The organism is Streptomyces sp. NBC_01717 (assembly GCF_036248255.1).
GTDB lineage: Bacteria > Actinomycetota > Actinomycetes > Streptomycetales > Streptomycetaceae > Streptomyces.
Window position 1 is genome coordinate 1069356 of record NZ_CP109178.1, and the last position, 23315, is coordinate 1092670.

Sequence of the window (23315 nt, forward strand, 5' to 3'; positions counted from 1 at the left end):
CGCGTCACCGCTCGCCCACGCTCGAACACGCCGTCCGTCCGCGCTCACGCCCACCCACCCGTTCTTACCCGCACCCTCCCGTCCCCCGCCCCGTTACGGAGGCATCCGTGTCCCAGGCACCGTCCTCGCCCACCCCCGTCCGTCACCCCGTCGACCAGGTGCTGCCGCCCGGCCGGCTCGGGATTCTCGGTCTGCAGCATGTGCTGGTCATGTACACAGGCTGCGTCACCGTCCCCCTTGTCTTCGGCTCCGCCGCCAAGCTGGACACGTCCACCATCGGCCTGTTGATCAACGCCGACCTGTTGGTGGCCGGCCTGATCACGCTGATCCAGGCGCTCGGCATCGGCAAACTCCTCGGCGTGCGGCTGCCGGTCGTCGCCGGAGCCACCTTCACGGCGGTGACCCCGATGATCCTCATCGCGGGCGAGTACGGCATGCAGGCCGTGTACGGGTCCATGATCGCGGCAGGCGTCTTCGGCCTGCTCGTCGCCGTGCCCTTCGCCCGCGCCGTACGGTTCTTCCCGCCGCTGGTCAGCGGTTCGGTGATCACCGTCATCGGGCTCTCGCTCATCGGAGTCGCCGCCGGCCTGATCGCCGGTCTCGACCCCACGGCCAAGGATTACGCCGCCCCCAGCCACCTCGCGCTGGCGGGCGGCATCATCCTGTTCATCATCGTCGTCAGCCGTTTCACCCGCGGCTTCCTCGCGCAGGTCGGCGTGCTCCTGGGCCTGGTCGGCGGCACCCTGGTCGCCGTTCCGATGGGCCTGACCGATTTCTCCTCGGTCGGTCAGGCCGGCTGGCTGGGTGTCTCCTCTCCGTTCCATTTCGGCGCCCCGCAGTTCCCGGTCGCCGCCGTCATCTCGATGTGCGTCGTGATGCTGGTGACGTTCACCGAGTCCACCGCCGACATGCTCGCCGTCGGTGAGATGACCGGCCGCACGCTCTCCAAGCGTGACTTGGCCCGGGGGCTTGCCGCCGACGGCGTCTCCGGCATCCTCGGCGGCATCATGAACGGCTTCCTGGACACCGTGTTCGCCCAGAACGTCGGGCTGGTCGGCATGACCAAGGTCCGCAGCCGCTACGTCGCCGCCGTCGCCGGAGGCATCCTGGTCCTGCTGGGCCTGGTCCCCAAGCTCGGCGAGATCGTCGCCTCGCTCCCCGAACCGGTGATCGGTGCGGCCGGTCTGGTCATGTTCGCCACCGTGACCGCCGTGGGCATCAAGACCCTGCGCACAGTCGAGTTCGAGGGCACCAACAACCTGATGGTCGTCGCTGTCTCCATCGGGATCGGCATGCTCCCCGTCGTCGCGCCGACGATCTATCACGCCTTCCCGACCTGGGTCCAGATCATCGGCGGCAGCGCCATCACCAGCGCCACCCTTGCCGCGTTCCTCCTCAACCTGCTCTTCAACCACACAGCCGGCCGCGGCAGGTCCGCGACGGCCGAGCCGGTGTCGGCCACGGAGGTGGCCGCTTCCGGCCCCACCTGACGAACCCCGAGCCTCGAGTCCCGCCGCGCCCCGGGGACGGGACTCGACGGTCCACCGACCCCGAGACGGCGAGGCCCATCGGCCTCGCCGTCCCTCGTGGCTGGGTCTGTCCGTCAGGCGTTGAGGACACCCGCGCCCAGCAGAGCGAAGAGCAGCACGCCCACGATGATGCGGTAGATCACGAACGCGTTGAACGAGTGCTTGGCAACGAACTTCAGCAGCCAGGCGATCGAGGCGTACGCGACGACGAACGAGACCACCGTGCCCACGGCGAGCGGGACCGCGCCCACCCCGCCGCCGACCGCGTCCTTCAGCTCGTACAGCCCGGCGCCGGTCAGTGACGGGATACCGAGGAAGAACGAAAGGCGGGTCGCGGCGACCCGGTTGAGGTCCAGGATGAGGCCGGTGGACATGGTGGCGCCGGAGCGGGAGAAGCCGGGGAAGAGGAGCGCCAGGATCTGGGAGCAGCCGACCAGCATCGCGTCCTTGAGCGTGGTGTCCTCCTCACCGCGCCTGTGCCGGCCCATCTGATCGGCCGCCCACATCACGCCGCTGCCGACGATCAGTGATCCGGCCACCACCCACAGCGAGGCGAGCGGTCCTTCGATGAGTGGCTTCGCCGCGAGTCCGACGATCACGATCGGGATCGTGGCGTAGATGACCCACCAGGTGAACTTGTAGTCGTGGCTGTCCCGTTGGTCGCGATGCGCCAGGCCCCGTACCCACGCGGTGACGAATCGGACGATGTCCTTGAAGAAGTAGACGAGGACGGCGGCAATCGCACCCACCTGGATGACGGCGGTGAAGGCAACGACACCCTTGTCGTCCACCGGGATGTCCATCAGTCCCTCGGTGATCTTCAGGTGCCCGGTGGAGGAGATCGGCAGGAACTCGGTCACCCCCTCCACGATCCCGAGAACGATGGCCTGTCCGATGGTGATGGCGCTCAAGTGTTCCGTCCTTGCGAAGCATTCGAAGGGATGACGGTGGTGGTGCGGTGCGGTGGCCCTCTCGGCTCAGGGCCGCAGCTCCGAGGAGCGAGGCTCTCGCAGCCGCCGGCAGCCGGTCGGCGGGTGCACCGGTCCCGGGCCGGGCAGTGCCCCCGGGCTCGGGCGTGTGACGGGGCATGGGATTCCTGTCATGGCGGCGGGCGTCACGGGTCCAGGAGCATGCGTGGCACACTCGGGGAAGGCCATTGTCTTCTACGCGCGCGTAGAAGACGGGTGTGACTGTAGAGGATGGGCAAGGAGGCAGCCAACGGTGGATGCGGTCGAGCGTGCCGGGACACACGAGACGGACGGCCGCCTGGCCAACGGGAAGCGGGAGGCCGAGGTGCTCGCCGTGCTCCGGTCGGCGCAGGAGCCGCTCACCCCGAGAGCCGTTCGTGAAGCCATGGACGACGACTTGTCGTACAGCACCGTCGTGACCATCCTGACCCGGCTGTACGAGAAGGACGTCCTCACCCGGGTCCCACGGGGCCGGGCCTTCGCCTACGCGCCCGCGACCGACGAACCGGGTTTCGCCGCCCGGCGGATGCGCCAGGCCATGGAGGAGGTTCCGGATCGCGAGACGGTTCTCAGCCGTTTCGTCGACGACCTGTCGAGCGGCGACGAGGCGCTGCTGCGCCGCCTGCTCGGCGGCGACCTGGACTCCGGCCGGTAGGGCCACGGAGGCTGCCATGCATCTCGCCATCTACCTGCCGCTGTTCTTCCCGCTGCTGGCGGGCCCCGCCGCCCGGCCGCTTGCCGACCGGTTGGAACCGCGGCTGGCCACCTGGGTGCTGACGACGGCATCCGTGGTGTTGGCCGCGGGCAGTACGACGGTGCTCGGCCTGATCGCCCTCGCCGGTCTGGTGCGTATCCCGAGGATCGCCCGACTCGCCGATCTGTCACCGGCCGTACTGGGACGCGACGATCCGGCGTGGGTACCGGTGGCCGTGCCGGCCGCGGTGCTGCTGCTCGCCGTGACCGTGGTCGCGTCCCGCTTCCTGGTCCGCCGGGTGCGGGCGGTGTGTGCGGCTGTTCTGGAGTCCGCATGCTTCCCGGGTCAGGATCCGCTCGTGGTGATGGAGGAGTCGGCCGCCGACGCGTTCGCGATGCCCGGACTGCCCGGCCGCATCGTGGTCTCGACGGGCATGCTGGCCACGCTCGACGACACCGAGCGGGCAATCCTGTTCGCACACGAGCGGGCCCATCTGCGCGCGCACCACTACCTGTTCGCCGCAACCGCCCAACTGGCCGCGACCGCCAACCCGTTGGTACGTCCCCTGGCGGCTCAGGTCTCCTACACGGTGGAGCGGTGGGCGGACGAGGCCGCGGCAAGCACAACCGGCGACCGGCGGCGGGTGGCGGTCACCGTGGGGAAGGCCGCGCTGGCGACAAAGCGCTCCGGCGGTCTGCGACGACTGCCTGCCGCTGCTCTGGGACTTCTCGGCCGCCGGGGTGCGGGGCGCCGGACGGACGGGGAGCGAACCGGGCTGGACACGGCGGGCCCTGTGCCGCGGCGGGTGGCTGCGCTCCTGTCCCCCGCACCGACGGGCGGGAAGTGGCGAGCGACGGTCACCGCCGCCTACCTCACGGCTGCCGTCCTGTGCACGGTCGAAGCGGCCCAGGACCTGCACGAGGTGTTGGAGCGGGCCAGAGGCGGCTGACCGGCAGTTCCGTGGGCCGCGGGCCCCGAAGGCGCACCGCGTACAGGTGGGCGGTCAGCGACTGCCGCCGAGGCTGGACAGGGCCTGGGAAAGCTGGACACGAGCGGGCTCGCGCAGAACCCTGCCCTGGAGGCGGGCCGCGAGGTCCCGGATCGCGGGGAGACGGGCGACCAGCGCCTCCCCCGGGCAGTCGGTGGCAAAGCCGTCGCGATGGGCGGAGATGGCATGAAAACTGGCCGAAGTTCCCTTGGGATAGCGGCTCTTGTCATTGGTGGACGTCAGTCGCACCTTGCTGCGGGGGTCGACACCGCGCAGACCCAGTTTCCAGGCGGCGAGGGCTGCGATCGCATGTTCCATGGGCGCCGGCACCTTCGTCCCTCGTCCGAAGGTGCCGATCGCCGCGATCCCCGCGGTGCCCTGGTTGAACCCCTGGGTGTGGGAGCCGACGACGGGGCGGTCGACACCTCCGGCACGGCCTTCGTAGATGTTGCCGCATCGGTCGACGAGGAAGTTGTAGCCGAAGTCTCCCCATCCCTGATCACGGGTCTGGCCCGTGTAAAGGTTGCGCAGCATATGCGGCACGTCGGCGCAGGCGTAGGCATTGGGGGTGTCCGTGTGGTGAATGAAGATCGCCGTCACCCCGTTCGCGTAGTGGGCCCGAGGATCGCGCTTGGTCTCGTCGGCCCGCCACTGCGCACGCGACACGATGGTGGGGCGAAGTGCCGCGTGGGGGAACGCCACCGCCATCGCACTCAGCGCAACGAGTGACGGCGTGGAGTCGACGGTCGGCGCGGGCCCCGTACCGGCCTGCAGCATCGAAGCAGGGCTACCCGGCATCGTCCCGGCGACGACCCCGGCCATCGTCACCCTGGCCGGTGCCACCACGAGCGGTACTGCCGCTATGGAAGCCGTGAGGGGCAGCACGATTCGCCACATACGCACAGGGGGCCTTCTTTCCATTTCGCCGAGCGGGCGGCGGGAGCACGTAAGCCCGCTAAGGGCTGTCCCGTAATCCCTGGTGGATCAGCGCACGGCGTCAGATGTGGTGCATCGCAAGGTGCGGAAGGACGTCCGCATACTGGATGTATTCGGGCGTTCCGACAACGCGGCGAGGCGCCGTAGCTGTCGTCGCGCGCCCGCCAGGGATTACGGGACAGCCCTTAGAGCCTTGCGGCAGAAGGTTCGCCGCGCGCGCGGGACTACTGCATGCAGGCGAGTACGACGTAGCCGACCTCGGTGCAAGCCCGACGGCAGCCTGGCCGACCCGTGCGGGAGGTTGCGGGGGCGCTGCAACGGGGCGCGGCCATGCCCCCGGCGGAGCCGCCGTCGCACTCGGACGTACGGGGCGTGTTCTGAAAATCGATCAAGGTCGTGGAACCGGCACGACGTGGCGGGACGGCGCCATCACCGGCCACGTCCACGTGCACAGCGCCGCGCGTCCGATCGAATGCCAACTCGGCCCGGTACTCGCCGGGTTCCGTGCCACTGGGCGTTGTGACACGATTCTGAAATGATCTCCAACTCGCCCATACCCTCCGTCGTTCCCGCGGGCCGGATGGCCCGGATCCAACAGCCGGTGCTCAGCCTTTCCGGCGGCCTGCAACTGCGTCCGTGGCGTCGGAGTGACGCCAGCGTCCTCGTGACGGCCGGCCAGGATCCCGCGATTCGGCGATGGAACCTTCTGCATGTGGACTCCCTGGAGGACGCACGCAAGAGGATCGAGCGCATGCACGAGCGATGGCAGGCCGAGCTGAGTGCGATGTGGGCCATCGCCCGCCCGGAGGGAGGCGAAGCCACGGGCCTGATCGGGTGGAGTGGCATCGATCTCAAGGGCGGCAGTGCCGAGATCGTCTACTGGGTCCTGCCCGCAGCACGCGGCGGCAGCGTGGCGGTCGAGGCCACGAAGCGCGTCAGCCGGTGGGCCCTGGACGAGCTCGGCCTGCACCGGCTCCGGCTGTGCCACTCGGTGGCCAACCCGGCGTCCTGCCGGGTAGCGGTCAAGGCCGGATACTCCCTCGAAGGCACCATGCGCAGCGGGCTGCTTCACTCGGACGGCTGGCACGACCAGCACCTGCACGCCCTCGTCCAGGGCGACATCGACAGCTGAGGTCTGCTGCGACCGCGCCGGTCACAGCCACTCCCGAACACGGGTCCCTGCAGGTGTTCGCCGGCCGGCGGAGTACGAGCCGACGTGCGGCTCACGCGACGTGGCGACCGGCCGGCCCGTGTGGCCTGCCCTGCTGGGTACCGTGCCCTCCCGCACCCCGAGCAGCAGCCGGTCGTCAGTGGCTGTCAGGAGCAGGCGACCAGTCCGGCCGCGTCCACGGTGAAGACAGCCCGCCCGGCGGCGACCTGTCGGTCCCGGTCGGGGCCGGGGCGCACCAGCCGGTCCAGCGAGCGGAGCAGCGCGATCTCGTCGGCGGCGTGCTCGGTGAGGCCCGCGGCAGCCATCTCGCCGACGCCCTCGGCGCCGTGGCCGGCGATCGGCCGGTATCCGACGACCGGTACGCCGGCGGCGAGGGCCTGCTGAGCCGTCTGCCCCGCGGCGTTGTCCACCAGGGCGCTCGAAGCCGCCATGAGGTCGGGCAGGTCCTCCACCCAGCCCAGCGCCAGAACGCCGGGGAGCAGCGCGGCACGGTCCCGCAGTTGTTCGTCCCTGCCGCACAGCAGCACCGGTATGTGGCCTGCGCCGGCGAGCAGCAGCGCCGTGTCGGTCAGCCCGTGGCCCACGCCCCAGGCCCCGGTCGAAATCAGCACGGGCGGGCGGCCGGGGCCGCGCCGCGCGAACTCCCGCGCCCAGCGGGACGGCTGACCGCCCAGGTTCTCGTGGCCGACCGAGGTGAAGGCCGGGGGCACGATCGGGCCGCACACCTCCGCCGGGCGTCCGGTCGTGGCGCGGACTCGTGCCGCGGCGGCTTCGGTCAGGCACAGATGCAGGTCGTTGCCGGAGTGCAGCCACTGTCGGTGCACGGCGAAGTCGGTGACCACGACCGTGCTGGGCGGGCAGACACCGCCCCGGGACCGCAGCCGCCCCGTGACCTGAGCAGCCTGGTGGAAGGTGGAGACGAGCGCGTCCGGTCGCCAGCGTTCCACGACCTTGCGCAGGCGTGGCTCCAGGACTGCGGCCAGCGGCCCGGTGCCCGGCGCCCAGTTGTTCCGGTCGCCCGGGTCTCCGCGGTCGCGGAAGAATGCCGAGTAGACCGCTCCGTAAGCCCATGGGCAGCGGCGCAGCGTCGTGCGGTAGACGGCGCGCAGCCCGCGCCCGGCGCCGGGGGGCAGCAGGTCGAGGAGGTCCACGCATGCCGTCAGGTGGCCGCCGGACCGCAGACGCTCGGCCAGTTCGGCGGCGACGGCATCGTGTCCGGCGCCCATGCTCGCGCTGACGATCAGAATCCGACGTCCCATTCTTGGATATTCCTCCGCATGGATCCTCCGCGCATGGCGGCCGGTGCGCCACACCCGGACGGGCGGGCCGTTAGCCCAGTGCGGTCGGGTGCGTTTGCCGTTGCGTCGGTTGCATGAAGGATTACTCAGTACGGGTCGGTACAGGCGGTGCTTCGAGAGCACCAGGATGTCGGCGGCCCGCCCCGGAGGACGGAAGGCCCATGCGCAAGAGCCCCCTACCCCGCGGTATGCCCGCAGCCGAGGCCGATGTGGCGCTGTCGGCTGCGGCCGGTCCGTCTGCCCGCGGCCCGCGACCGGTCGTGTTGATCACCGGGGCCTCCTCCGGTATCGGTGCCGAAGTCGCCTCACGGCTCGCAGCCGGCGGCCGATGGGAGCTGCTGCTGAACGGGCGGGACGAAGGCCGGCTCGGCAGTGTCGCCACGCGTACTTCCGGTGTCGCGCTGCCGATGGACCTGGCCTCCGAGGAGGGCTGCCGCAAGCTGGCCGAGGCTGCGCTGGCGCACAGCGGCAGGGTCGACGCGCTCGTCGCCGCAGCGGGGCTCGGCTGGGCGGGCGCCTACACCGACATGCCGCCCGCCACCGTGGACCGCCTGGTGAGTGTCAACGTCTGCGCCGTTCTCCATCTCGTTCGCCTGGTCCTGCCGCAGATGGTGTCCCGGGGATCGGGCCGGCTGGTGCTCATCGGCTCTGTCGCCGGCCGGTTCGGCGTGCGGGGTGAGGCGGCGTACGCGGCGACGAAGGGCTCGCTGATCGCGTTCGCGGACAGCCTGCGCTACGAGCTCCAGGGCACCGGCGTCCAGCTCTGCCTGGTGCTGCCGGGCCCCGTCGACACGCCCTTCTTCACCCGCCGTGGCACGCCGTACACGCGGTCCTGGCCACGGCCGGTATCCGCCGGGCGGGTCGCGGCAGCGGTCGAGGAGGCGCTGGCGGGTGGGCGGGACGAGATCGCCGTGCCGCGATGGCTGGGCGTGCCGGGCCGGGTGCAGGGTGTGGCCCCGAGGCTCTTCCGCAAGCTGGCCACGCGCTTTGGCTGAGCGGGCCCACTGCAGCGGACACGTGCGCAGGGCTGGTGACACGTGATCATCCTCTCCGTCGTACTGGCGCTGCTCGCCGCGCTGGGGAACGCGGGAGCGTCCGTGCTGCAGCGCCGCGCCGCGGCGGTCGACCGGCCCGGCCTCCCGGGCAGCCAACTGCGCGGAAAGCTGGAATTCATCCGCCGACCGGCCTGGCGCTGGGGTGCGGGGCTGCTGGTCGTCTCCGGGCTGGCACAGGCCCTCGCCCTGGCGACCGGCCCACTGGCTGTCGTACAGCCGGTGATGACGACGGAGCTGCTGTTCACGCTGGTGCTGGCTGCGATCGTCTTCCGGCGGCCGCCCGGGGTCCGTACCTGGGGGGCGTTCCTCGGGATGGCGCTGGGTCTGGCGGTCTTCCTCCTGCTGGCCAGTCCGACCGGCGGCCTGGAGACCGTGCCGCCGAGGAGGTGGCTGCTCAGCGCCGTGCCCGCCGCCGCCGTGTCGATCGTGCTGATCGTGGTGGGTATGCGACTGCTGAGCTCCGCCCGTGCGGCGGTACTGGGGTCGGCGACCGCCATCGGCTTCTCCTTCACGGCGGCGCTGATCAAGGACACTCTCGGCCAGGTGTCCGGCGGGGTCGAGGGGCTGTTCGCTACGTGGCAGATCTACACGGCCGCGGCAGTGGGCCTGAGCTCCTTCCTGCTGCTGCAGGCCACGTTGCGGGCCGGCTCGCTGGCGGCGTCGCAACCCGCGCTCACGCTCGGCGACTCGCTGCTGAGCGTCATTCTGGGCGTCGCGCTCTTCGAAGAGCAGATCGACCTGGGCTGGCGGGTGCTCCCGGAGGCTGCGGCGCTGGGGCTCATCGCGCTCGCCAGCGTGCATCTGAGCAGTTCACCGGTGGTCTCCGGAAAGGAAGAACAACGATGGTAGGACGCTCCGGCGCGGTGGCCGGCGCGGTGGGTGCGGCCGCGGCCGCGGCTGCCGCGTGGCACATCGGGCCCGCCGCCACCTGGCTGCCGCCCGTAAGGAGGATCCTCAGCCCGGCGCTGGACGGCCGCGGCCATCGCGCCCACGTGGCGCTGACCTTCGACGACGGGCCGGACCCGGCCAGCACCCCACACTTCCTGCGCGTCCTGGACGAGTACCGGGTGCGGGCCACCTTCTTCGTCGTCGGCAGCTCGCTGGAGCGGCATCCGGCCCTCGGCCGGGCGCTTGTGGCGGCCGGTCACGAGGTCGCGGTGCACGGCTGGCAGCACGGGCGCCCCTGGGTCCCCACGCCGCTGCGCGACGTACGGGAGTTGGCGCGCACCGTCGGCGCGGTACGGCAGATCTGCGGGACCGTTCCGCAGTGGTACCGGCCGCCTTACGGCATCCTCACCGGTGGCCGCCTGGCCGCTGCCCGCCGCGCCGGGCTGCGGCCGGTGCTGTGGTCGGCCTGGGGCCGGGACTGGACGGCTTACGCCGACGCTCGCTCCGTGCGGGCATCGGTCCTCGCAGATCTGACCGGCGGTGGCACCGTGCTGCTGCACGACGCGGACGGGTGGAGCGCGCCGGGCGCCTGGCGAGCCGCGCTGGGTGCGCTGCCCGGCCTGCTCGCCGAGTGCCGCCGACTCGGTCTGACCGCCGGCCCGCTCGCCGAGCACGGCATCGGGCACGTCGACACCGGTACCCACCCTGGCCGGCGCCACCGGTGAGAGCGACGGCCTCGCCGGTGGACGCCCGGCACAGGATCCAGTCCTGATCCCGGAAGCCCTCGTGATCCTCGCCGCCGCGTTGCAGTCGCCGTCCCGCGGATCGGCTTCCCGCCATGGCCCTCTGCGGCGCACGCTCCCCGGATGGCCCGCATCGGAGTAACCGCCCCGGCTTCGACCGACCGCCGCCGGCGCGACCGGGCTACAGTCGGCCAAGTACAAGAAGCTCCCGACCCCGGACACCGTCCCCGGTGTCCGGCCGTACCTCGGGCCCGCCGCCACGTTCGGCCTCGCGCCCGGTACCAGGCCAGCTGCTCAGCGACGTATCGCCACCGATACTTCTGACGTGGAGCCATTCATGACCACACCGCAAGATCTGTTGATCGTCGCCTTGGACGTGGAGCCCAGCCGCCCCGTGGAGCAGGGCGATCTGTCGCTGGCGCTCGCGGGCGCCGAGGTGATCGATCTCATCGACGCCCAGGCGCTGACACTGGAAGACGACCGCATCGTGCCGAGTGCCCGGTGGACACTGGCTGATCGCCTATTGGACGAGGCCGCGTCGTCGCTCGTTCGGCAGATGCCCTACGAGTCGGTCGAGGACTGGCTGTGGCGCCGGGGCCGCGAACTGTCCTCGGCCTATCTGGCCGCCCTGGAGGCGGAAGGACAGGTCACCCGGCAGCACGGCCGCTGGAGTCCCGCGCGGACCGCCCGGACAGCACTGGTCGACTCACCCGCTCGCCGCCACGCGTCGGAACGCTGGTCGTCGGGTGAGCCCGTCCTCGCGGTCCTCGCTGCCGCCGTCGGAATCCGCGAAATGCCTGCTGAGGACTCCCCGAGCGTGGCCGACGACGCGGTCGAGACGGTGCTCGCCGCCGTCAACGACGCAGTGATGGAACTGGAAGCCGTGCGGCAGCGGCGAGCCATCGAAGATGCGGCCTTCGACAACATCTGGCGCGCCCCATGACGGGGGCACGGGCGGACCATGAGCCGCATCCACAAGCCGGGAGCTTCAGTCACCGGCGATGAACCGCAGATGATGCCGTGATGGAACCGGTGGCCGACTTGTGCCGCCGGCCCATGACGTCACCCAGGTACCCAGTCATCCGCTACGTCCGATGTGACCGCCCGACCGGCATGGATGAGCGAGCAGAGATTTCGTAGAAAGGAGAGCCCGATGGACAGGCGGACGTTTTCCAGAATTCTCACCGCTGGAGCTGTCGGAGCCTCGCTACCGGCACTGTTGGTGACATCGGCCTCGGCACCCGACCGGGACAAACAAACGGTGCCCTCCATGGGCCGGCCCGGTAACACGTCTTTCGGCACACTGAAGCAGGTCGATGCCGGGGTCCTGAGCATCGGATACGCCGAGGCCGGCCCCGCCGACGGACCTGCGGTCGTCCTTCTCCATGGCTGGCCCTACGACATTCACAGCTATGTGGACGTGACACCCTTGCTGGCCGCCAAGGGCTACAGGGTGATCGTCCCGTATCTGCGCGGTCATGGCACGACGCGCTTCCTTTCGAGCAAGACGTTCCGGAATGCCCAGCAGTCGGTGTTCGCTCTCGACATCATCGCGCTGATGGATGCGCTGAAGATCGAGAAGGCGGTCCTCGCCGGCTTCGACTGGGGCGCGCGGACGGCCGACATCATCGCGGCGCTCTGGCCGGCACGCTGCAAGGCACTGGTCTCGGTGACCGGCTATCTGATCACCAACCGTGAGCGAAACAAGGCGCCGCTGCCGCCGGAGGCCGAGTGGGCATGGTGGTATCAGTACTACTTCGCCACAGAAAGGGGCAGGCTCGGCCTTGAGAAGTACAAGCACGCTTTCGCGAAGCTCATCTGGAAGAACGTCTCCCCGACGTGGCATTTCGATGACGCGACGTTCGATCGCACTGCGGCGGCCTTCGACAATCCCGACTGGGTCCCCATCGTGATTCGCAACTACCGCTGGCGACTCAGCCTGGCCGGGGGCGACCCACAATACGATCATCTCGAAAAGCAACTTGCTCAAAGTCCCGTCATCTCGCTCCCGACGATCACCCTTGACGGTGAGCTGGATCCGTTCACCCCTCCCGGAGACGGTGCCAGTTATCGCGACCGCTTCACGGGCGCATACGCCCACCGGACCCTGAAGGGCGTCGGCCACAATCTCCCGCAGGAGGCCCCGGAGGCCTTTGCCGCAGCCGTCGTCGAGGCCGGCGGCCTTTGATCGGGCGACGCGCCGTTTGCTTACGGTCACACCGATGCCGGCTTGCCCGCACGCTTGCGGGCGCGGTAGGCCGCCGCCTTGATCTTGTTGCCGCACGGATCCATGGCGCACCACTCTCGGCGCGCTCCCCGTGAACGATCGATGTAGATCTGCGTGCACTCGGGATTCGCGCACTCCTTGAGCAGCGGCATGTCCACCCCGCTGAGGATGTCGATGGCGTCCCGGGCCACGGAGGAGAGTGCCTGCTGCGGCGTGGCTTCGATCCGGCGCCCCGCCGGTGTGAGCTGCGGAATTGCAGGGGGCGTGCTCGCTGCGCGGTTCACCGGCGCAAGCGCCCCCTCGTCGTAGCTCTCGTTCGCCAGCCTGGCGGTGACCAGCAGGTAGATCGCCTCTCGAAGAGCCACCGCCTCCTCGACGTCCGACGCCTTGCAGTTCGTGCCCCCGTCAGTGGTTCCGGATTCGCGGAACCAGGAATCGAGACTCTCCGGCGATCCGAGCATGTCCCAGGGCACGGCGTTGCGTCGTGCGCGCAGTGTTCCCACGAAGTCGAGCGCCACGGCGCCACTGGGAAAGGCGTGTTCCATGTCACCACCTTGACAGGTGACGAACTTGCATGCAAATATCGTCACCAGCCTGACCAGTGATGCATCTGTGAGCACGTGACACCTGCGGCGTCCGACGCGGACTCTCCGGCAGTTCGTCTTCGGGGTCGTGCACGTGATCACACGGGTTATCACCATCTCCGGTGCCGCATCTATGGCAACCGGCAACGATCCACGCTTCAGCACAACAAGCGCAGGAGGCAACCCATGTCGCCAACAGAGAAGCTTCCGAGCGACGCCGAAGTGGCCCGTCACGCCCGGTTCGGCAAACTGCCGGAGCGCATCCGCCTGGAGGACACGACCGAAGGGCACGCAGCCACAGTCCTGGATCCGGCGAGGAATGCGTACAACTACGACGAGTGGCTCGTCCGCACGTGTCTGTGACGTGCGAGACGCTCCGACCATCCAGCAAGGGATTCGCATGAAGATGTCGATGGCGCTGAAGAGGGTGTCGGTAGCCGTGGGTGTGGTGACCATTGCCTTCGGCTGCTTCGTCCAACTCTTCTGAAACGCCCCCTCACCACGGGAGATCTGAAGCCGTGGGTGTGGGCCCGCGGTCCCCATCCCGCCAACCCGCCCTGGCCGTCAGCCAAGGGCTCGTGGACAACCGGTAGGACCTAGTCACGCCTCTGGGCGTGGCGCTGCTGGTCCGCGCCCCTGACAGGCGCGGACCGACGGCGGGAGGCGGCGTGACCGAGCGTCTACTCCTGGACGATCACCGCGGTTTGGAGGCGAGCTGCGTCCTGACCCGGCGGGGCTCCGAACATGCGCCGGTACTCGCGGCTGAACTGCGACGGGCTGTCGTACCCGACTGCGTGTCCAATCGCAGCCACGTCGTGCGACGCCGCGATGAGTTGAATGCGGGCCCTCTGGAGTCGGAGTTGCTTCTGGTACTGCAGCGGACTCATGGCGGTCACCGCACGGAAGTGCCGGTTGAGCGAGGAGACGCTCATGCCGACTTCGCGGGCGAGGTCCTCGATGCGGATCACCTGGTCATAGTGATTCTTGATCCACTCGGTCGCGCGGGCGACGAGGGTCATGCGGCTGTCGGCCAGGCCGATCTGCCTGACCAGGGCCGCCTGGGGCCCGTTCAGCAGTCGCCAGTGGATCTCGCGTCGCACGCCGGGCGCCAATACCGGAATGTCACGTGGCTCGTCCAGCAGGCGCAGCAGCCGGACGACAGCGTCGAGCAGCTTGTCGTCGGCGTTGCTGGTCGCGATGCCCGGTCCGTCATGAGAGGGGACGTCGGCGGGGCCGGCTTCCACCAGCAGTTGCGCGACGACCGCGGGTTGCAACGGAAGCCCGAACGCGAGAAACGGCTCGGCGGGCGTGGCGTCGGTGATCTGTGAGGTCAGGGGAAGGTCGACAGTCGCGACGAGATACTGGCCCGAGTGGTAGTCGAAGACTCGGTCATTGAGGACCGAGCGCTTCGCCCCCTGGGCCACCAGGGCGATCATGGGTTCGGTGACCGTGCCCAGCGGTTCGGTCACGTGCTCGGTCGAGAACACCGTCATTCCCTCGACCCGCACCGGGCGTGGACTGCCTGCGGCAAGCCGCGCGATCCGGTTGCGAACTTCGTCCAGGTGATGCACCACACCAGTGGACCATGGAATTGTGCGCGAGGCCAACATGATCCGGGCAAGGTTGAGCGGATTGTGCAACGATCCGCGCGCATCGGTCTAGGAGATCGCCAGGCGGCGGGGTCGAATGGAGGGGCACCGGGATGGCCTCCACGGCGTCCCCGAACATCGTTCCGCCAGGGAGTTCCACCATGTCGCTCGATTCCTACGTCACGCTCGGCCGCTCGGGTCTGCGCGTCAGCCCCTTCACGCTGGGCACGATGACCTTCGGTGAGGATCACGGGTGGGGCAGCAGCCCACAGGAGTCCGCGAACATCCTGGCTGCCTATCTGGGCCGGGGCGGCAACTCGATCGACACCGCCAACATCTACACCAACGGCCACTCCGAGAAGATCATCGGCGACTACTTCGCGAGCCGGTCCGCGCTGCGCGACCGGGTCGTGATCGGGACGAAGTTCTTCGGCAACCTGTACGAGAACGACCCCAACGGCGGCGGACCCGGCCGGAAGGCGATCGTGCAACAGATGGAGAACTCGCTGCGGCGTCTGCAGACCGACTACGTCGACATCTACTGGCTGCACAATTTCGACCCGACCACGCCGGTCGAGGAGACGCTCCGCGCACTGGATGACCTGATCCGCGACGGGAAGGTCCGTTACGTCGGATTCTCCGACGTGCCGGCGTGGGCTGCTGCCGAGGCGGCCACCATCGCGCGTTTCCGCGGGTGGTCTCCGATCATCGCGCTGCAGTTGGAGTACTCCCTGCTCGAGCGCACCTCGGAGGGGGAGTTGATCCCCATGGCTCAGGCCCTGGGCATGGGCGTGATGCCATGGGGCCCGCTGAAGAGCGGCTTCCTGTCCGGCAAGTACTCCAGCGCCACCACCGGCCCGGTCGACACCACGCGCACGCAGCTGGTCGGTGCCCCGAGCGAGGCCGACTATGTCGTGATCGACGCGCTCAACGCCGTCGCCGGCGAAGTGGGCGCCAGTCCCGCCGCGGTGGCCCTGGCCTGGGTGCAGGGTCGTCCCGGGATCACCTCCACTCTGGTCGGCGCGCGCCGCATGGACCAGTTCGAGGCCAACCTGCATGCCCTGGACCTGACCCTCACGGAGGCCCAGCGCGCTGTGCTGGACGGTGTGTCCGCTCCCACGCTGAACTTCCCCGCCGACAACAACAGGACGTTGGCGCCGATGATCCAGTTCGGCGGAGCCACCGTGGACGGGCGCCCGTCGACGGTGTCGCCACTACTGCAGGCCGACAGCGCCCGCTACTGACCACCACTCCGGGACACACGACGAATGGTCCCTTCGTCAGGGTCTTCATTCATGGCATCGCGGTTCCAGGACGCGGGCGCGTCGTGGTTCTCAGTAGGGCAGAGGCCGCCCGGACGGGGTTCGCAGGTCGAGGGGCGGCGGCCCCGAGACCGGTGGTGGTGGGCGGCGGACAATTCTGATGCGGCTCACTGCCACCACCTCCTGGCGCTCACCGGGTATGTGCCCAGGCGCGTCCGCGGCAATCCTGCGGCGGGAAATACGTCCACGTCGGAGGACCTTCGTGCCGGCCGGCCCAACCGGAACGGCCCCTCCGAAGGGGCCTGTCCGGCCCGGCCCCGGGAGCAGGGCCCCGCACACCACGCCGCCCCTGGGCACGGGTTCTGACGGTCGAACCGTAGAGCCGATCCGGCCCCGCAGACGTCGGTCGGGGAGCTGTGTTGTGCTCGAGCGAGGCGACGGTCGGATTGCCGGACCCGCCCGGCAGCCGCAGGCTGGGAGCATGGGGCGAGCTGACCACGCCACACACATGCTCAGCGGCTGGGCTGTCGGGACACCTGGGCCCATGCGTACCGGTCCCCTGGTACCGGCACATCGCCCGGTGGCCGCGCCCGGCCCGGATGAACTTCTGCTGGAGGTGGAAGCGTGCGGTGTCTGCCGCACCGACCTGCACCTCGCCGAGGGTGATCTCACCCCCCACCGTCCGTCGACCATTCCCGGCCACGAGATCGTCGGCCGTGTGGCATCCGTCGGCGAGGCGGTCAGCATGTTCCGCGTGGGTGACCGGGTCGGCGGCGCCTGGTTGCGCAGTACCTGCGGGTCCTGCCGTTACTGCAGAGCGGGACGGGAGAATCTCTGCCCCAGGTCCACGTACACGGGATGGGACAGGGACGGCGGATTCGCAGACCTCGTCCTCGTTCCCGAGGCGTTCGCCTATCCTCTCCCCGAGACACAGGACGCGGCCCTGCTCGCTCCTCTCCTGTGCGCCGGAATCATCGGCTACCGGTCGCTGAGGCGGAGCGCGTTGCCGACGGGCGGCCGGCTCGGAATCTACGGCTTCGGCGCGTCGGCTCATCTGGCCGCCCAGGTGGCTCTGTCCGAGGGCGCAACCGTCCATGTGATGACGCGTTCCGCGCAGGCGCGTGAACTCGCCATGTCCCTGGGTGCCTCATCGGTCGGCGGTGCCTACGACAGTCCACCCGAGCCGCTGGACTCGGCGATCCTGTTCGCTCCCGTGGGTGACCTGGTCCCGGTGGCTCTGGAGGCGCTGGACCGGTCGGGCACCCTCGCGATCGCCGGAATCCATCTCACCGACATTCCTGTGCTCAACTACCAGCGACATCTCTTCCAGGAACGGAATCTGCGCAGCGTCACCTCCAACACCCGCCAGGACGGCCGCGAGTTCCTCGATCTCGCCGAGCGCATCGGCATCCAGGTCACCGTGAGCCGGTATCCGCTGAACCGGGCTGATCAGGCACTGACCGACCTGGCCGCGGACCGGGTGAACGGAGCCGCGGTGCTCACCGCCGACTGACACGAATCGCGTTCACCAGTCCGGCAACAAGGTTCGCCCGCTCGGTCATGGCTTCGATCACCAGGTACTCGTGGTCGGCGTGGGCACCGCCCCCGACCGCTCCGAGGCCATCGAGCGTCGGCACCCCCAGTGCGGCCGTGAAGTTGCCGTCGCTTCCGCCGCCGACCGCCTTGCCTTCGAGGTCAGGAAGCAGCTGCTCGGCCACCGCGAAGAGCTCGGCCGACGCCGACTCGGGCATCGGAGGTCGACCGACAGCGCCCTGAACCGAGAGCTCCGCCCCAGCGAGATGCGGAGCCAATGCTGCGAACGCAGATTCGATTCTGTCCTTCTCGCCGGCCGACTCGACCCGGACGTCGACGATGACGGTCGCCTCCGCGGGAACGACGTTGTCCAGGGTTCCTGCGGACGCGACGGTCGGGGTGACAGTCGTGCCGATTTCGGGTCGAGCGAGCGCTGCGATGTCCAGCACCTGGTGCGACGCTTCGATCAGGGCGTTGACCCCGGCTGCGGGTTCAAGGCCCGCGTGCGACGCCCGGCCCGCAATGGAGACTTGGAACGTGCCGCAGCCTTTTCGGCCCGTCTTCAGGGCTCCGCCGTCGGCGGCCCCCTCGACCACGAGTACGGCGCCGCAGGCAAGGGCTCGTTCTTCGATGAGAGCTCGAGAGGAGCGGGAGCCGACCTCTTCGTCGGCGGTCACCAGGATCTCGACGCCTGACAGGTCATCGAGCGTCGCCAGGCCATGAACGGCCTGGACCAGACCGCCGAGCATGTCGAAGACCCCGGGGCCGGTTGCGCGCCCGTCCTCGACCATGAACGGGCGGCGTTCAAGGGTGCCGAGCGGAAAAACCGTGTCATGGTGACCGAGGATCAGCACTTCGGGATCGTCACCGGCTGACCAGTGGACGTGCGGCCCTGCTTCGCTCTCCACGAGGACGGCCTGCCCACCGAGGCGGCTCTCGATGACAGCGGCGACGGCTTCGGCCGATGCCGCCAGGGCGTCGAGGTCGCGCGAGGGGGACTCGATTTCGACGAGTTTCCTGAGGTCCTCGATCATCGCGTCGACAGTCACGTCGACGCTCCTGTTTATCGTCACGTCGCAAGGCTACTTGGTACGCCACGACGGAACGGGGTGGAGCCCGCGCCCGCCGGGTTGTCGAGCGCACCGACTCCCGGCACGACCGCGGCTTCAAGAAGCGCGCCCCATCTGCACCGACCGCAGGGCCCGTGTCATCGAGGCGTTCATCGCGCTCGCCGACGCGATCACCGTCGTACCCCGCCTTCCGGCCCACGCCTGCACCAGCCACAGCAGGGACACCCGCCCTAGCTGATGCCCCTGATCTGTCCGCGCGACCGCCTCAGGCGTCACCCCTGAGGCGGTCGCGCTGGATCTGGTGAGCGAGGGCGCGACGGACAGAGGCCGAAGCGGTGGTGGTGACCTTCGAGGGGACGTCGAGACCACGGCTGATCCGGTCGTACGCGTCCCGGTAGCTGCCGGGTATCTCTGCCTGATGAAGCATCAGGTCCTCTTCGACCAGGCGCCGCAACTCGTCGACGTTCTGGGGCGTGAAGCGCTTCTTTCCCCGGGCGATGGCGTTGACGTAGCGCGTACAGCGGGCGGTCTCGTGGAACGTCTCGGAGATCTCCTCGGCGAGGCCCCACAGGCGTCCTTCGAGCCAGGGCTCGTCGTGCTGGTCGAGGGAGAGGCTCGTCGGGGGCAGCGGGTCGCCCGTCCTGTACTTCGTCACCTGCTTGGACACGGCGGGCTGACTCATGTCGGCGAGTTGGGCAATTCTGTCCTGGGTCCAGCCGAAGCCGGCGAACAGCTTGATCATTTCGGTGCGCAGCTTCCGCATCTCCTCGCCCGCACGGATGACCTCGTTCATGCCGGCGAGCATCCGCTCGGCCTGCTCCTCGGTCAGCGTCCCGGGGTTCTGGTGCGCATCCTCTTCGCCTGCCATGGCTCGGTTATACACCCGAGCGCTTCTCGGCCATAACCGGGTTGTACAACCTGGTTATGACTGGCAGGGTTCCCGTCATGCCTACCTTCTCCGCACCTGACGGAACCCGGCTCGCCTATCGCGCGATCGGCGAGGGCGACCCGGTCGTCTGCCTCCCGGGAGGCCCCACGGACTCCCGCTACCTCGGCGACCTCGGCGGCCTGTCCACGCACCGCCGGCTGATCGTCCTGGACCTGCGCGGCACCGGCCGGTCCGCGATACCCGAAGACACCTCCTCCTACCGCTGCGATCGCCTGGTCGACGACGTCGAGGCGCTGCGTGAACACCTCGGTCTTCCTCGGATGGACCTGCTCGGCCACTCCGCCGGCACGAATATTGCGACGCAATACGCGGCTCGGTACCCGAAGTACGTCAGCAAGCTCGCGTTGATCGGACCCAGCACGAGAGCTGTCGGTATAGCGATCACCGGGGAGACGCGACGCGAGCTCGCGCAGCTTCGCAGAGACGAGCCGTGGTTCCCGGCGGCGTTCGCCGCCCTGGAGGCGATCACCACGGGCACGGGCAGCGACTCGGAGGCCATCACCCCCTTCTTCTACGGCCGCTGGGACGCCGTGGCACGGAAACACCATGCAGCCGGCCGGCCGAGCAACCAGGAAGCGGTCGCCCTCTTCGCGGCCGAGGGCGCCTTCAGCCCGGAGTCCACTCGTGCGGCGCTCGCCGCCCTCGAGACCCCTGTCCTGCTGCTCGCCGGGGAGTGCGACTTGAACAGCCCCCCTCAGTCGGCGGCCGAGTTCGCGGGACTGTTCCCTGACGCCACGCTCGTGGTGCAGCCGGGGGCGGGGCACTATCCCTGGCTCGACGACGCCGACCGGTTCGTGGCGGCCACTGCGACATTCCTGGGGCGAGGGCCTGCTCACGCACCTGGAGTCTGAAACGCCCTGGCCGACACCGGCTCGGCCGACGGTGGGAGAGCAACCGGATGCCCATCGGGATCGGTTGTTCTCCCACCGCCGCCCCACCTGCCGGGACAGCCGATCGGACGGTCCGTCGAGATCAGACCGCCGGAACCGGGTACGTCGGGTACTCCACCCCGGAGACATGCTGGACGACGCGGATGACCTGGCACGAGTAGCCGAACTCGTTGTCGTACCACAGGTAGAGGATCGCGTTGTCGCCGTCGACCTTGGTGGCACCGGCGTCGACGATCGAGGCATGGCGCGACCCGATGAAATCGCTCGACACCGCGTCGGGGGCGGTGGTGAAGTCGATCTGGCGCTTGAGCGGCGAGGTCAGCGAGACGTTGCGGAGGTAGTCGAGGACCTCCTCGCGGGTGGTCTCACGCCCGAGCCGCAGGCTGAGGATCGCGATCGAGACGTCCGGCACCGGGACTCGGATCGAGCTGCCGGTGATCGGCGCCTTGAGGTCGGGCAGCGCCTTGGCGACGGCGGAGGCGGCACCGGTCTCGGTGATGACCATGTTGAGCGGCGCCGAACGCCCGCGGCGGTCGGCACTGTGGTAGTTGTCCAGCAGATTCTGGTCGTTGGTGAACGAGTGGACGGTCTCCACGTGGCCGCGCAGGACGCCGTACTCGTCCGCCATCGCCTTCAGAGGCGGGACGATCGCGTTGGTGGTGCAGGACGCGCAGGACAGGATCTGCTCGTCGGGCTTGATCATGTCGTGGTTGACGCCGTGCACGATGTTGGGGACGTCACCCTTGCCGGGCGCGGTCAGGACGACCTTGTCGATGCCGGGGCGCAGGTGCTTCGACAGGCCCTCGCGGTCACGCCACTTGCCGGTGTTGTCGATGAGGATGGCGTCCTTGATGCCGTACGCCGTGTAGTCGACCTCCGACGGGTCGTTCGCGTAGATCACCTTGATCTCGTTGCCGTTGGCGATGATCGTGCTGTTCGCCTCGTCGACCGTGATCGTGCCCTGGAACTGGCCGTGGATGGAGTCGCGGCGCAGCAGGGAGGCGCGCTTGACGATGTCCTGGTCGCCACCCTGACGGACGACGATGGCGCGCAGCCGCAGGCCGTTGCCGGAGCCGGCCTTCTCGATGAGCAGGCGGGCGACGAGGCGACCGATGCGACCGAAGCCGTAGAGGACGACGTCGCGCGGCTCGCTGCGCTCCATCTTGTTGGCACCCGTGGCGCCGGCGACGGCTCCGGCGGTGAACTCCTCCACCGAGAGACCGCGGTCGTCGGTCTTGTACGTTGCGGCGAGCATGCCGATGTCGATCTGGGAAGGGCCGAGATCGAGCGTGGCGAGAGCCTGCAGGAACGGCAGCGTCTCGGTGACCGAGAGTTCCTCACCGGCGATCTGCCGGGCGAATCGGTGGGTCTTGAGGATGCTTACCACTGACTTGTTCACCAAGGAGCGGCTGTGAAGCAGGATCGTGACGTCCCGCTCCCGGTGCAGCTTCCCGATGATCGGGATCATCGACTCCGCGATCCTCTCGCGGTTCTTCCAGCTGGTGAACGAGTCCTCATTGACAGTCACAGGTTTATCTTTCGAGCTAGGCGGTGCTCATATGCTAACCCCCCGCTACTTTGATCATTCAAACGGTGCCACCTGAGCGCATCCCGCGATCGATCCCCATGACCACACCAGGACAGGGAATGGGTCGCCGCACGGGGTGGAACGTTCTTTTTGCTGGAGTCCGGACCGGTTCGCCCTCCCCTGTGTGATCCGCATCGGCCTCGGCGCCGACGTGGTCCGCATCGGTCGGCTCGGCGGGCCTCTGCTCGAACGCCGTCCGGAGCGGCACGACGAGAGACGTTCCGGCTCTGTCACCGACCCGCGATCACGACAACGAGCAGAGTCACCGAGAACAGCACGACGAGGGCGCCCCCGGCGATGAACACGCGTTCAGGGCCCAAACGCTCCCGCCCGTGGACCACGACGTTTCGCGGGTCGGCCGGATCGTAGGAGACATGTACGTTGTCGCCGTCACTGAACGGCTGTCGCCGGGTCGAGGGCACGGGACAGACGACTTCCATCACCCTGTCGTCCTCCGTCACGAACTGGAGCAGCGGGCGGAGCAGGGCCGACTCCGCACGAACCTCTCCCGGATATCGCTTGACGAGCGCCTGGACACGCACGCCCGTCTCGCTCACTCGGCGTGCCTGGCGCAAGCCGTAGGCCCCCACAAGGACGGCGAACATGCCGCCGAACGCGGCGATCCCTGCCAGTACGGCCACGGCACCCACGTCCATGTCAGCCCCACTCCGATGTGTGTCCTCGCCTTGGCCGCCCGCACAGGCACCCCCACATTTTGGTCACATCAGGCCGGACAGAGCGTGGTTGAGTTCGACGACGTTGACGCTTCTCTGACCCAGAAAGCCGAGAACACGTCCCTGGACGTGTTGGGCGACCAGCGCCTTGACCTCGGCATGGGCGAGGTGGCGGGCCTTCGCGACCCGGTCGACCTGTTCGTAGGCGTAGGCCGGGGAGATCGCCGGGTCGAGCCCGGAGCCGCTGGCGGTGACGGCGTCTGCGGGGACCGATGCGGGCGGGACCCCGTCGAAGGCGGCGACGGCGGCGCGGCGGATCCTGACGGTCTTGATCAGGTCGGTGTTGTTCGGGCCCAGGTTGGAGGCGCCGGAGTTCATGGGGTCGTAGCCGCCCACGGACGGCCGGGGCTGGAACCACTTGGGGTCGGGGCGCAGCGGCTCCTGCGCGTCGTCGGGATTCTTCTTCGGCAGGGCGAAGTTCTGGCCGATCAGGCTCGAGGCCACCGGCGTGCCGTTCGTCGTCAGCAGGGAGCCGTTGGCCTGGTGCGAGAGGCCGGCCTGGGCGATGCCGGTGACGAGCAGCGGATAGCCGATGCCGGTGATCACGGTGAACGCCAGCAGCATTCGCAAGGCGGTCAGATGGTGCTGGAGTACGCGGGGAAGGTTGGTGCGCACCGTG

23 protein-coding genes and 1 pseudogene are annotated in these 23315 nt (G+C 69.2%); 14 read left to right on the forward strand and 10 right to left on the reverse strand.

Annotated elements, in window-relative coordinates:
* Positions 1 to 107 precede the first annotated feature (107 nt).
* Positions 108 to 1490: a nucleobase:cation symporter-2 family protein gene (locus OHB49_RS05070; RefSeq protein ID WP_329158275.1), complete on the forward strand. Its 1383-nt coding sequence runs from the start codon at positions 108 to 110 to the stop codon at positions 1488 to 1490.
* A 113-nt stretch (positions 1491 to 1603) separates the two neighbouring features.
* Here the strand turns inward: OHB49_RS05070 and OHB49_RS05075 are convergent, their stop codons facing one another.
* A complete protein-coding gene (locus OHB49_RS05075; protein ID WP_030976015.1) occupies positions 1604 to 2440 on the reverse strand; it encodes an undecaprenyl-diphosphate phosphatase in 837 nt (278 codons plus the stop codon).
* 310 nt (positions 2441 to 2750) lie between these two features.
* Between OHB49_RS05075 and OHB49_RS05080 the strand changes: the two genes are divergently transcribed.
* Both OHB49_RS05080 and OHB49_RS05085 read left to right on the forward strand, forming a co-directional pair.
* Positions 2751 to 3152: a BlaI/MecI/CopY family transcriptional regulator gene (locus OHB49_RS05080; protein WP_052189915.1), complete on the forward strand. Its 402-nt coding sequence runs from the start codon at positions 2751 to 2753 to the stop codon at positions 3150 to 3152.
* Between the two features lie 16 nt (positions 3153 to 3168).
* Entirely contained in the window at positions 3169 to 4140 is a 972-nt protein-coding gene (locus OHB49_RS05085) for a M56 family metallopeptidase (RefSeq protein ID WP_329158279.1), read from the forward strand.
* A 54-nt stretch (positions 4141 to 4194) separates the two neighbouring features.
* Here OHB49_RS05085 and OHB49_RS05090 read toward each other — a convergent pair whose 3' ends face one another.
* A complete protein-coding gene (locus OHB49_RS05090; protein WP_329166364.1) occupies positions 4195 to 5076 on the reverse strand; it encodes a peptidoglycan recognition protein family protein in 882 nt (293 codons plus the stop codon).
* A gap of 574 nt (positions 5077 to 5650) precedes the next feature.
* Between OHB49_RS05090 and OHB49_RS05095 the strand changes: the two genes are divergently transcribed.
* The gene (locus OHB49_RS05095; protein ID WP_329158281.1) at positions 5651 to 6247 is read left to right on the forward strand and encodes a GNAT family N-acetyltransferase; all 597 of its coding nucleotides are present in this window, start codon (positions 5651 to 5653) and stop codon (positions 6245 to 6247) included.
* 185 nt (positions 6248 to 6432) lie between these two features.
* Here OHB49_RS05095 and OHB49_RS05100 read toward each other — a convergent pair whose 3' ends face one another.
* Positions 6433 to 7545: an MGDG synthase family glycosyltransferase gene (locus OHB49_RS05100; protein ID WP_329158283.1), complete on the reverse strand. Its 1113-nt coding sequence runs from the start codon at positions 7543 to 7545 to the stop codon at positions 6433 to 6435.
* A gap of 200 nt (positions 7546 to 7745) precedes the next feature.
* On the opposite strand from OHB49_RS05100, the gene OHB49_RS05105 reads away from it, so the two are divergent.
* From OHB49_RS05105 to OHB49_RS05125, 5 genes are all read left to right on the forward strand, one after another.
* Positions 7746 to 8579 carry an SDR family NAD(P)-dependent oxidoreductase gene (locus OHB49_RS05105; RefSeq protein ID WP_329158285.1) on the forward strand — a complete coding sequence of 278 codons (834 nt, stop codon included), beginning with the start codon at positions 7746 to 7748 and terminating at the stop codon, positions 8577 to 8579.
* A 42-nt stretch (positions 8580 to 8621) separates the two neighbouring features.
* Complete coding sequence (locus tag OHB49_RS05110; RefSeq protein WP_329158287.1) at positions 8622 to 9488, forward strand: DMT family transporter; 867 nt, start codon at positions 8622 to 8624, stop codon at positions 9486 to 9488.
* Positions 9482 to 10252: a polysaccharide deacetylase family protein gene (locus OHB49_RS05115; protein WP_329158289.1), complete on the forward strand. Its 771-nt coding sequence runs from the start codon at positions 9482 to 9484 to the stop codon at positions 10250 to 10252. The genes OHB49_RS05110 and OHB49_RS05115 overlap by 7 nt, the downstream gene beginning before the upstream one ends.
* 355 nt (positions 10253 to 10607) lie before the next feature.
* The gene (locus tag OHB49_RS05120) at positions 10608 to 11213 is read left to right on the forward strand and encodes a GOLPH3/VPS74 family protein (protein ID WP_329158291.1); all 606 of its coding nucleotides are present in this window, start codon (positions 10608 to 10610) and stop codon (positions 11211 to 11213) included.
* 210 nt (positions 11214 to 11423) lie between these two features.
* Positions 11424 to 12458: an alpha/beta fold hydrolase gene (locus OHB49_RS05125; RefSeq protein WP_329158293.1), complete on the forward strand. Its 1035-nt coding sequence runs from the start codon at positions 11424 to 11426 to the stop codon at positions 12456 to 12458.
* Between the two features lie 26 nt (positions 12459 to 12484).
* On the opposite strand, the gene OHB49_RS05130 is transcribed toward OHB49_RS05125, so the two are convergent.
* Complete coding sequence (locus tag OHB49_RS05130) at positions 12485 to 13042, reverse strand: CGNR zinc finger domain-containing protein (RefSeq protein WP_329158295.1); 558 nt, start codon at positions 13040 to 13042, stop codon at positions 12485 to 12487.
* Between the two features lie 225 nt (positions 13043 to 13267).
* On the opposite strand from OHB49_RS05130, the gene OHB49_RS05135 reads away from it, so the two are divergent.
* A complete protein-coding gene (locus OHB49_RS05135) occupies positions 13268 to 13444 on the forward strand; it encodes a hypothetical protein (RefSeq protein ID WP_329158300.1) in 177 nt (58 codons plus the stop codon).
* A 317-nt stretch (positions 13445 to 13761) separates the two neighbouring features.
* Here OHB49_RS05135 and OHB49_RS05140 read toward each other — a convergent pair whose 3' ends face one another.
* Positions 13762 to 14574: an AraC family transcriptional regulator gene (locus tag OHB49_RS05140; protein WP_037853145.1), complete on the reverse strand. Its 813-nt coding sequence runs from the start codon at positions 14572 to 14574 to the stop codon at positions 13762 to 13764.
* Positions 14575 to 14831: 257 nt separating this feature from the next.
* Here OHB49_RS05140 and OHB49_RS05145 point away from each other — a divergent pair, with 257 nt between their 5' ends.
* Both OHB49_RS05145 and OHB49_RS05150 read left to right on the forward strand, forming a co-directional pair.
* Positions 14832 to 15914 (forward strand): aldo/keto reductase, encoded by a 1083-nt coding sequence (locus tag OHB49_RS05145; RefSeq protein WP_329158302.1) that lies wholly within the window; start codon positions 14832 to 14834, stop codon positions 15912 to 15914.
* 526 nt (positions 15915 to 16440) lie between these two features.
* Positions 16441 to 17445, forward strand: a complete 1005-nt coding sequence (locus OHB49_RS05150) for a zinc-dependent alcohol dehydrogenase family protein (RefSeq protein WP_443079640.1) — start codon at positions 16441 to 16443, stop codon at positions 17443 to 17445.
* Here OHB49_RS05150 and OHB49_RS05155 read toward each other — a convergent pair.
* The gene (locus OHB49_RS05155; RefSeq protein WP_443079641.1) at positions 17432 to 18499 is read right to left on the reverse strand and encodes a M20 family metallopeptidase; all 1068 of its coding nucleotides are present in this window, start codon (positions 18497 to 18499) and stop codon (positions 17432 to 17434) included. The genes OHB49_RS05150 and OHB49_RS05155 overlap by 14 nt on opposite strands.
* 80 nt (positions 18500 to 18579) lie before the next feature.
* Between OHB49_RS05155 and OHB49_RS05160 the strand changes: the two are divergent.
* Positions 18580 to 18773 (forward strand): annotated as a pseudogene (locus tag OHB49_RS05160) (IS5/IS1182 family transposase); the annotation flags it as partial.
* A 27-nt stretch (positions 18774 to 18800) separates the two neighbouring features.
* Here OHB49_RS05160 and OHB49_RS05165 read toward each other — a convergent pair.
* Positions 18801 to 19403 (reverse strand): sigma-70 family RNA polymerase sigma factor, encoded by a 603-nt coding sequence (locus tag OHB49_RS05165; protein ID WP_329158308.1) that lies wholly within the window; start codon positions 19401 to 19403, stop codon positions 18801 to 18803.
* A gap of 77 nt (positions 19404 to 19480) precedes the next feature.
* Here OHB49_RS05165 and OHB49_RS05170 point away from each other — a divergent pair, with 77 nt between their 5' ends.
* Positions 19481 to 20335: an alpha/beta fold hydrolase gene (locus tag OHB49_RS05170; protein WP_329158309.1), complete on the forward strand. Its 855-nt coding sequence runs from the start codon at positions 19481 to 19483 to the stop codon at positions 20333 to 20335.
* 121 nt (positions 20336 to 20456) lie between these two features.
* Here OHB49_RS05170 and OHB49_RS05175 read toward each other — a convergent pair whose 3' ends face one another.
* The 3 genes from OHB49_RS05175 to kdpC all read right to left on the reverse strand — a co-directional run bounded on the left by OHB49_RS05175 (position 20457) and on the right by kdpC (position 23311).
* Positions 20457 to 21902, reverse strand: a complete 1446-nt coding sequence (locus tag OHB49_RS05175; RefSeq protein ID WP_030975971.1) for a glyceraldehyde-3-phosphate dehydrogenase — start codon at positions 21900 to 21902, stop codon at positions 20457 to 20459.
* Positions 21903 to 22192: 290 nt separating this feature from the next.
* Positions 22193 to 22618, reverse strand: a complete 426-nt coding sequence (locus tag OHB49_RS05180; protein WP_030975969.1) for a DUF3592 domain-containing protein — start codon at positions 22616 to 22618, stop codon at positions 22193 to 22195.
* A gap of 63 nt (positions 22619 to 22681) precedes the next feature.
* Complete coding sequence (kdpC, locus tag OHB49_RS05185; protein WP_329158314.1) at positions 22682 to 23311, reverse strand: potassium-transporting ATPase subunit KdpC; 630 nt, start codon at positions 23309 to 23311, stop codon at positions 22682 to 22684.
* Positions 23312 to 23315: the final 4 nt, after the last annotated feature.